10 protein-coding genes and 3 tRNA genes are annotated in these 8,107 nt (G+C 39.3%); 2 read left to right on the plus strand and 11 right to left on the minus strand.

All coding sequences use genetic code 11. The features are described 5' to 3' along the window. Positions 1-80 precede the first annotated feature (80 nt). The 10 genes from B0682_RS07100 to msrA all read right to left on the minus strand — a co-directional run bounded on the left by B0682_RS07100 (position 81) and on the right by msrA (position 5,626). Complete coding sequence (locus B0682_RS07100; protein ID WP_078307763.1) at positions 81-590, minus strand: hypothetical protein; 510 nt, start codon at positions 588-590, stop codon at positions 81-83. Positions 591-655: 65 nt separating this feature from the next. Then, positions 656-922, minus strand: a complete 267-nt coding sequence (locus B0682_RS07105) for a major capsid protein (protein ID WP_078307764.1) — start codon at positions 920-922, stop codon at positions 656-658. A 232-nt stretch (positions 923-1,154) separates the two neighbouring features. Next, positions 1,155-1,448 carry a hypothetical protein gene (locus B0682_RS07115; protein WP_078307767.1) on the minus strand — a complete coding sequence of 98 codons (294 nt, stop codon included), beginning with the start codon at positions 1,446-1,448 and terminating at the stop codon, positions 1,155-1,157. A gap of 11 nt (positions 1,449-1,459) precedes the next feature. After that, on the minus strand, positions 1,460-2,671 hold the full coding sequence (locus B0682_RS07120; protein ID WP_078307769.1) for a replication initiation factor domain-containing protein: 1,212 nt from the start codon (positions 2,669-2,671) through the stop codon (positions 1,460-1,462). A 17-nt stretch (positions 2,672-2,688) separates the two neighbouring features. Next, positions 2,689-3,006 carry a hypothetical protein gene (locus tag B0682_RS07125; protein WP_078307770.1) on the minus strand — a complete coding sequence of 106 codons (318 nt, stop codon included), beginning with the start codon at positions 3,004-3,006 and terminating at the stop codon, positions 2,689-2,691. A 76-nt stretch (positions 3,007-3,082) separates the two neighbouring features. Further along, positions 3,083-3,298 carry a double zinc ribbon domain-containing protein gene (locus tag B0682_RS07130; RefSeq protein ID WP_078307772.1) on the minus strand — a complete coding sequence of 72 codons (216 nt, stop codon included), beginning with the start codon at positions 3,296-3,298 and terminating at the stop codon, positions 3,083-3,085. Positions 3,299-3,425: 127 nt separating this feature from the next. Continuing rightward, positions 3,426-3,701 carry a hypothetical protein gene (locus B0682_RS07135; RefSeq protein ID WP_078307773.1) on the minus strand — a complete coding sequence of 92 codons (276 nt, stop codon included), beginning with the start codon at positions 3,699-3,701 and terminating at the stop codon, positions 3,426-3,428. 1,044 nt (positions 3,702-4,745) lie between these two features. Beyond that, positions 4,746-4,821, minus strand: a tRNA-Glu gene (locus B0682_RS07140). Positions 4,822-4,953: 132 nt separating this feature from the next. Then, positions 4,954-5,029: transfer RNA gene (locus B0682_RS07145), tRNA-Ala, on the minus strand. 78 nt (positions 5,030-5,107) lie between these two features. After that, positions 5,108-5,626, minus strand: coding sequence for a peptide-methionine (S)-S-oxide reductase MsrA (msrA, locus tag B0682_RS07150; protein ID WP_078307775.1), 519 nt, complete (start codon positions 5,624-5,626; stop codon positions 5,108-5,110). A gap of 120 nt (positions 5,627-5,746) precedes the next feature. Here msrA and cmoA point away from each other — a divergent pair, with 120 nt between their 5' ends. Together cmoA and cmoB are read left to right on the plus strand one after the other, a co-directional pair. After that, the gene (cmoA, locus tag B0682_RS07155) at positions 5,747-6,526 is read left to right on the plus strand and encodes a carboxy-S-adenosyl-L-methionine synthase CmoA (protein WP_078307777.1); all 780 of its coding nucleotides are present in this window, start codon (positions 5,747-5,749) and stop codon (positions 6,524-6,526) included. 81 nt (positions 6,527-6,607) lie between these two features. Further along, positions 6,608-7,663, plus strand: coding sequence for a tRNA 5-methoxyuridine(34)/uridine 5-oxyacetic acid(34) synthase CmoB (cmoB, locus tag B0682_RS07160; protein ID WP_078307796.1), 1,056 nt, complete (start codon positions 6,608-6,610; stop codon positions 7,661-7,663). Between the two features lie 263 nt (positions 7,664-7,926). On the opposite strand, the gene B0682_RS07165 is transcribed toward cmoB, so the two are convergent. Beyond that, positions 7,927-8,017 (minus strand) — tRNA-Ser (locus tag B0682_RS07165). Positions 8,018-8,107: the final 90 nt, after the last annotated feature.

Consider the following 8,107-nt stretch of genomic DNA (forward strand, 5'->3'; position numbering starts at 1 on the left):
ATCAATAAGTAAAAAGAGAGAGTGACAATTATGACAAAAAACCAGTTTAATATATTAGGTTCTGTTGACATTAACATTGATTATCTCGTTTGAATTGGGTTGCCAAAGTCATCATATTCAAGGTCATTATCATAGTAGTAATCACCATAATCATCATCTTGATAATACATTTGGGCAACATGGTGTGGGTCATAGCCAACATAATCATATTGATGCTCATCAAGCTTAACGTTGTTTAAGTCAAGTGATTTAAGGTAGTAATAAGCATCTTTGCGTTGCTGTTTTTGTTCTCTGAGCTGTTGCTTTTTTATGTCACTTGCGTGTAGTAATTCGTATTCGGCAGCCAGTTTTTTAAAATTTAAAAAGTCTTTGGCGGCTTCATGTTCAGTTTTGTAGTTGTCTTGTCTATTTTGATAAAATGCTTGAAACTCTGTGTTTGAGTTTGGGTTTTCTAAAAATATTGCTTGGCGGTATTTTTTATAAGCTACCAATGCTATGGCAATGGCTACAAATATTGATAAAACGTATAAAATGACATTTAAAATGCCTGTGAATGTGTTTAACAATTCAGAGAAGATAGCATTTAACATAGTACCATCCTTTTGATTATGGGCTAAAACAGCCCATAACCTTGTGCTTTTTTGTAGTTACGTGGTTAGACAGAGAATAAAGCACGCTTAACCCAACGCCAGCCGACAATAGCAACACCGATAGTAAGAGCAACAGCGATTACAGCAGTGACAGCTGTTTTTACACCTTCCATCTGTGTTGTCAGCTCTGATAAATCAAGTGCAGCTTGTGCTTGAGCTGATGACAATGCTAAGACACCAATGGCAGTTGCAGGAGCAATAGCACGAGTGAAAAAGCCAGTTTTTTCTTGTTTTACGGCAACAAGAGAGCCGTTTTCTTTGTTAGTGTTCATGACATTAGTTCCTATATTGAGAACAACATTTTTTTAACAATCTTATATGAAAAAACCAGCATAAACAGAGTAACAGACATTGAAGTTAAACCTAATGCTTGCTCGCCTGTTATGGCTAAGTCTGTGAGCGTAGATTGTTGTACCGCCCACGTTTTGCAGTCATAACCGCCGTAAATGTTCCTAACTGTTTCCAGTTCAGCACATACATAAGCCATGATTGCAAAATCCTTTGTTATTTGGTTTGTGTGGTTTGAATTGGTTTTACGTCAATGACAATGTTTTTTGTGCTTCGACCACTAGTTACTTCCATTTTTTCGATTTCAGCTTTAAATGGAAAATTCAGGTTTTTAATTTTTTGAAAGTTGGTACTATCACCCCAGTTGTTTTCAACCGTGGCAAATCCAGCTTGTTCAGGATTTGTGGGGTCAAATGGGATTTGAATATAAAGTTTGGTAGTATCATAAAAACGCCCTTCATATTCACCTTTTGACGCTTTGGCACCTGTGATGATGACTTCTTGTAACATGGCAAAATTCCTTAAATTGGTATTGGGCAGAAGTTGCAATGATTAACAGGTTCTGCCACTCCTGCTAATTTTTGAAAATAACTGTCAGTAACTCTTAAACGCTTTGGTACATAGTCATGAGCTTTGTCAGTTTGGATTAAATCAAGAATGATTGTGTCTTTTTCGTCTTGAGGCAAAAGCTCACGAAAGGTTTTTATATATTTGCCAAACTGCTTTTTCATGATTGATACAGCTTTGTGAAAGCTGATTTCACTTTCAACTTTTTGCGTTTCAATTTTTTTGCAAGTTTGAAATATTTCTTTGTGCTTGTATTCGATAAGCTCCAAGGCATAGGGATACGCACCAGCGAAGTAATCCGTTGGACTTATCAGCATGTCAAGGGGCAAGATGCGGTCTTTGTTTTTAAACTCTATTTCACTTCTAAACCATGGGTGTTCAGGGTCACCAAGCTGTTTGCCTTTTTCATAGCCACGGTACATTTTGCCGTTTTCACGTTTGCCGACTTGCAGGGTTCTGCCTTCACCTTCGTGACGTTTCCAGTCGCCAAGATGCTGGACCTTAGGCTGGCGGTTATTGAGGCTAAATTTGTTTTGGCTGTCAGCTTCATTTGCTTGCTCAGCTGATGAAAATTCGCCACCAAAATCATCAAGTGCTAAGTCAATGCGTGTTATCTTTGCTTTTTCTTGCTTATTGAGCCAGTCGTAAAGAAAGTATTCCCACGTATCTTTTGCTTCATAACAGCCTTTACCAGTAATCATGATTAGTACGGTGCTTTTGTTGCCACCAAAGGCAATCTTGCCTAGTGTGTAATCGTCATGTCCTATGGTGTATTGGTATTTATAGCCGTGTAAGCCTTTGACATTGCGTCTTATTTCGGTAAAGGGCTTACCAAATAGCTGACCTAGCGTGAGTGCTATTTCATCGGCTAATTCATCAGCAACTTTGTTTTTTTCGTCATCGGTGTGTTCTGGATTTCTGATAAAGCTTTCAAAATAGTTTTCATCGTTAACGCTGTTGCCATGGTCATAGGATGATATTGATGTGACGTAATTTAGGGCATCAATGGTTACTAGCTGACCTGCTACAGGTACACGGACAGGAACTTCTATTTGTTTTTTGCCGTTTGTTATTGTCAGTGTTTGCTTTTTGGCTATTTGCATGATTTTTGAGCAGTAATCTTCACGGCTCGTTATTTTTTTAACCTGCGTTTTACGGGCTGCCATTGTTCGTTACCCCCGTGTTACCCCCGTGTTACAAATCGGGGGTCATTCCCCTGAGAAAAACCAAGGGGACGAGATTTAGACAGTTTGCCGTTGTCATGAAAGTCTTCTAGTTCTTTGTTGTTTTCTGTGATTAGGTCTAGGTAGGTTGTAATGGTGACGGTCTTGTGTCCAATGCGGTTAGCAATGTATTCGATGTGTTCTAAGCATTCTTGACTGATGTCTGCTATGTTGCCATCAGCATTGATTATTGATGCGTAGTCAGTAATAATGCGTGATACATTGTCTAAGCTTGCTTGGTCAAAGTCTCTTTGAGTGTGGTATACAAACATTGCCATGATTGTTTATCCTAAGTGGCTTTATTTGGTGTTAATGGTTTTTTTCTATCTTGGCGTGCCCCTGACGCAACAGCAGTTAAAAAGGTATGTCTTCATAATGACCACAACTGGGGCATTCAGATTCACCAATTTGGACAGATTGACCACAGTTTTCACATTCATAAGTAGTGGCATAGTCTTCTGATGAATCATGTTCTGAAGCGTATTCAAAAAAGCCATCTGCATTTGCACCGCAATAGGGGCATTCGTCATAAGATGGATCAAATTCATTAGAACATGCGTAACAAAACATTTAATTATCCTTTTTAATGGCTTACTAACGCCCTTCGGTTGTTGGGTCAGTTTTAGCAAAAAGGCGATAAAGCTGCCTTTTTGCTAAAACTCGACCTAATTTATTCGTTAGAATTTAGAAAAATTACTCATATTTGACTTGGAAAATAAGCTGGGACAACAGGGGAAGAGCAAGGGGTAATCCAAAAGAAAAAATCAGTGTTTGAATAATCTGAATAATCTTTCAATGCTTTAGAAAAGGAATGAATTTCTTCTAAAGTTAAAGGATAATGATGAGAGCTAACAACATCAAAACATTGTTCATAAGTCATTGGTGGCTTTAAGTGAGCAGAAAAAACCTTGTCACGTATTGCACCAAAGTTAATGAGGTCAGAAAAATGAGCTTGATAGTTAAATTTAGACATAAACACTCAGTCCAGTGTGGTAAAAAAAGGAAATAAGATAATAATTGACGCTTTTATTGACTATTTGAAAGCTAATCCGTTAGACGCTTTCTTTCTTGTTGGCTTGTTCGCTATTGCTATTATTATTGCGATAATAAAAATAAAAGATTAAGTCTTTAACAAAGCGAGCAAAGCCATATCCAGAAAATAGGGCAAAAGAGTAAAGAAAGAGTCTCATAAAGGATTCGTTCATTTTCTTACGTCCTGTGGTATGATTTTTGGTGATACCTTAAATTGCTGATTACTATTAGAAAGTTTTTGAATAAGTAGCTCAGATACGTTAAAAGCTAACAACCAAGCCAAAGCAAAACCAACTAGATAAAAACAAGTTTTAGTGACTATCATCTTTTTGCCCTTGCTTTAGTCTGTTACTAAAGTTGTATGACAAAACAAATACAACGCCAATAATGAAACCAACGAAAAAATAAATGTAAAACAATGATTGAAGAACTTGTATGCCTGTCATTGTCATGTTTTTTTTCCTTTGGTTAAGGAATATATATGTATGAAAAACTAATACTACTTAGAGTCTTTTATAAGCTTGCTAAAGAGCTAGAAAGCAAATAACTACTATCAAGAAAAGCTATAAAACTGTAAATGTATTCATCGTTCAATCTATGGTATGATTTGGGGTTGAAAATACTTTTTACGGAAAATTCGTACAAGTAATTCATAAAAAATACGGAAAATCCGTATTTATTTAAATGCTAACATGCTTGATTATCCGTGTCAATACAAAATACGGATAATATGTACGGAGTAAGAAAAATGAATATTATTCGATTGATAGACGAGGCTAGATTAGAGCTTGGTAGTTATACAGCCATAGCAGAGAAACTAAATGTAGCAAAAAGCAAAATAACAGACATCAGAAAAGACCGCTACAAACCAAGTCCAGCAGAAATATTAAGAATTGCGGAAATAGCAAAAAAAGAAAATCCAGCTTGCACATTATTTGAAGTAATGGCGGAGCTGGATTCAGATAACGCAGAGTTATGGAATAAGTGGCATCCCGTAGGGGATTCGAACCCCTGTTACCGCCGTGAAAGGGCGGGGTCCTAGGCCTCTAGACGAACGGGACGCAAGAGAATTATTTTTGCGTGGCTTATATTTTAAGTTGCTCAGCACTCTCATTATGATATCTGCCTAGGAAAATGAAGTGCTGACTTTTTTAAAGCAGGCTTGCTAAGCCTTAAAAGTATCACAAAAATAATGGTGGAGCTAAGCGGAGTCGAACCGCTGACCCCTTGCATGCCATGCAAGTGCTCTACCAACTGAGCTATAGCCCCTAAAGCGATGGGTATTTTATATAACAGGATTTTTTTTGTCAAGCAGTTTTGCATAAATTCATGACATGCTGGCATTTTTTATGCCAACCACTGAGCATAATGTCCACGCAGTTTTGCCAATTTTGGGGGTATGACTAAGTTACAGTAGCCTTGACTAGGATTTTTGCTAAAAAAATCTTGATGATACTCTTCAGCAGGATAAAAAGTGGGAGCAGAATACACTTCAGTTACGATGGCGATGCCGTCTTCTTTTAGCTTAGCAATGGTATGATTAACGACGGCTTTTTGCTCGTCATCAGCATAAAACACCACCGAAGCGTATTGTCGCCCCACGTCATTGCCTTGTCGGTCTTGGGTGGTTGGGTCATGAATGGTAAAAAAGATGTCCAAAATCGTCTGTAGCGAGATGATGGCATCATCAAATTGTACCTTAATTACTTCAATATGTCCTGTATCACCGCCACACACCGCTTTATAATTGGCAGTGTCAGCATCACCACCTGCATAGCCTGAGGTTACTTGGCTTATGCCCTTAACTTGACGGAATACCGATTCGGTACACCAAAAACAACCACCACCTAGAATGATACTTTGCATCGCAATTTCCTATGATTTAGACAAGATTAAAATGGTAGAATAACAGAAATAACGCAAGTTATCTGATTGAGTGTGTTAAATAATTTTTGAGTCATTACCAAACCAATCACACAAACTGACATGACCACCACCATGCCATCTAAACACGATACCCTTTTTACCACGCCCCTTGATGCCGATGCTCGCTTTAGTTTTGATGAGCAGGTGGTCGCTTGTTTTCCTGATATGATACGTCGCAGTGTTCCCGGATATGGACAAATGTTGGCAATGCTACCAATTTTTGCTCGCCGTCATTGTGGCTTTCGTCAAACCCGTGGTACAGATGGGGTGGGAGAAAAAATCAGCCGTGTGTATGACTTGGGTTGTTCACTTGGGGCGGTGAGTTTGGCGTTGGCAAGTGAATTTGCCCCACAAGATTTGCAAATTAAAGCGATTGACTTATCTGAGCCAATGATAGATAAAGCCCGAATTGTAATGAGTGAGCATCACCCTAATCATGATATTGAGCTGATATGTGCTGATGTTTGCGACATCACACTACAAGCATGCGATATGATTGTATTGAATTTAACGCTACAATTTTTGCCTGTGGCAAAGCGTGTTGCGGTGTTACAAAAATGCCATGATGCGTTAGCAGAAGGTGGTATTTTAATTTTAACCGAAAAAACCCACTTAACCGATGAACAAGATGATGCTTGGCGGGTAGAGCGTTATTACGATTTTAAACGTGCCAATGGCTATAGCGAGCTTGAAATTAGTGGCAAACGTAATGCGTTAGAAAACGTGTTAATGACTGATACGTTGGCATGTCATCATCAGCGGTTACAACAGGTGGGATTTTATAGAAGCTTGACATGGTTTCAATTTTTAAACTTTGCGTCTGTCATTGCCTTTAAGTGAATCATTCATTTTATTCTCAAAACATCATATACAAGATGTCATACACAAGACATGACAATGTGTGTTTGGAGCAATCAACCCATGACCACCATTTTTCACGCTGAACAACAGCTGTATTTAACCCTATTGAGTCTGGCTAACAAATATCCGATTGCTCAAGCATGGCTTACTCAATTGCCAAGCTGGCTTGCCCAAATCAAAGACAAAAACCGCCATGCTCATGCCCCATTTTATGCGTCTTTGATTGAGCGATTACCCAGTATTGATGAACCAAAGATTGACCTAAACCAAGCCTGTATCACTGCCGAATTTGACTGGACAATCGAACAGTACAAACAAACCAACGCATTGCTCAAAAAACTCATGCCATGGAGAAAAGGTGGCTTTATTTTAGGCAACAAGCCATTGGACAATGATGAGCGTCAAATCCACATAGATACCGAATGGCGAAGTGATTACAAATGGAACAGGGTTGCTCCGCATATCAGTGATTTAACAGCAAAGCGAGTGCTGGATGTGGGTGGTGGTTCTGGTTATCACGGCTGGCGAATGGTGGGCGCTGGTGCAAATACCGTGATGGTGATAGACCCGTCTTGTCTGTTTTATCATCAATTTATGGCAATCAGACATTTTATGGGCGACATGCGTAACCGTTTTAATCAATCACCCATTCATTTTATCCCCATTGGATTAGAATCCCTGCCCCAAAGCCAAAATCCACAAGATGGCTTATTTCACACTGTGTTTAGCATGGGTGTTTTATACCACCGAGCATCACCGTTTGATTTTTTGCAGCAATTAAAAGGACAGTTGGTCAAAGGGGGCGAGCTGATACTAGAAACCTTGGTGGTCCCAGGTGATGAAACGACCGTACTTGTGCCAAAAGGGCGTTATGCTCAGATGAATAATGTGTATTTTTTACCGTCCGTATCGGCGTTGAGTGTGTGGTTAGCAAAAGCAGGGTTTGACGACATTCGTTGTGTGGACATAGACATCACCAGCACCGATGAACAGCGAACAACCAACTGGATGGTTCATCAATCATTGGCAGATTTTCTTGACCCAAATGATGCCAAAAAAACCCTTGAAGGCTATCACCGTCCAATAAGGGCGGTTATGGTGGCAAAGAAGTTATAGATTGACTTCCTCCCCCCTATCGTTCGGGGATTCCTTCTGCAAGACGGTGAAGCCCTACCGCAAGCCTAAGATAGTGGCAACCGCCCGTACGACACACCGTACATCTTAGGTTCTTATTTTAAGCTAATCCTACCGTTAGAATTGTCATAGACACGAATTAGCTTAAGTGTGTGTTTGGAAACGTCTTACCAGTTAAGTTACTGCGTACTCGCAATTTAGTCTTAACTTAACTGTGGAATGTAAGACATTGAATATAAAAAACTTGGCGGAAGCGGAGAGATTCGAACTCTCGAAGGGCTATAAACCCTTGCCGGTTTTCAAGACCGGTGCATTCAACCGCTCTGCCACGCTTCCAATAGGACGGCTATTATAAAGCATTTTTTACCAAATGCAAGCCAATTGATGTGATTTTTAGCCAATCAGTAAACAAAAAATCATCATCAC

It is taken from the genome of Lwoffella lincolnii (assembly GCF_002014765.1).
GTDB lineage: Bacteria > Pseudomonadota > Gammaproteobacteria > Pseudomonadales > Moraxellaceae > Psychrobacter > Psychrobacter lincolnii.

Bases quoted from the DNA above. Each gene is read 5' to 3' on its own strand.
- B0682_RS07120 (WP_078307769.1), bottom strand. From the start codon at position 2,671: ATGGCAGCCCGTAAAACGCAGGTTAAAAAAATAACGAGCCGTGAAGAT.
- cmoA (WP_078307777.1), top strand. From the start codon at position 5,747: ATGACCACCACCATGCCATCTAAACACGATACCCTTTTTACCACGCCC.
- B0682_RS07115 (WP_078307767.1), bottom strand. From the start codon at position 1,448: ATGTTACAAGAAGTCATCATCACAGGTGCCAAAGCGTCAAAAGGTGAA.
- B0682_RS07105 (WP_078307764.1), bottom strand. From the start codon at position 922: ATGAACACTAACAAAGAAAACGGCTCTCTTGTTGCCGTAAAACAAGAA.
- cmoB (WP_078307796.1), top strand. From the start codon at position 6,608: ATGACCACCATTTTTCACGCTGAACAACAGCTGTATTTAACCCTATTG.
- B0682_RS07100 (WP_078307763.1), bottom strand. From the start codon at position 590: ATGTTAAATGCTATCTTCTCTGAATTGTTAAACACATTCACAGGCATT.
- B0682_RS07125 (WP_078307770.1), bottom strand. From the start codon at position 3,006: ATGGCAATGTTTGTATACCACACTCAAAGAGACTTTGACCAAGCAAGC.
- msrA (WP_078307775.1), bottom strand. From the start codon at position 5,626: ATGCAAAGTATCATTCTAGGTGGTGGTTGTTTTTGGTGTACCGAATCG.
- B0682_RS07130 (WP_078307772.1), bottom strand. From the start codon at position 3,298: ATGTTTTGTTACGCATGTTCTAATGAATTTGATCCATCTTATGACGAA.
- B0682_RS07135 (WP_078307773.1), bottom strand. From the start codon at position 3,701: ATGTCTAAATTTAACTATCAAGCTCATTTTTCTGACCTCATTAACTTT.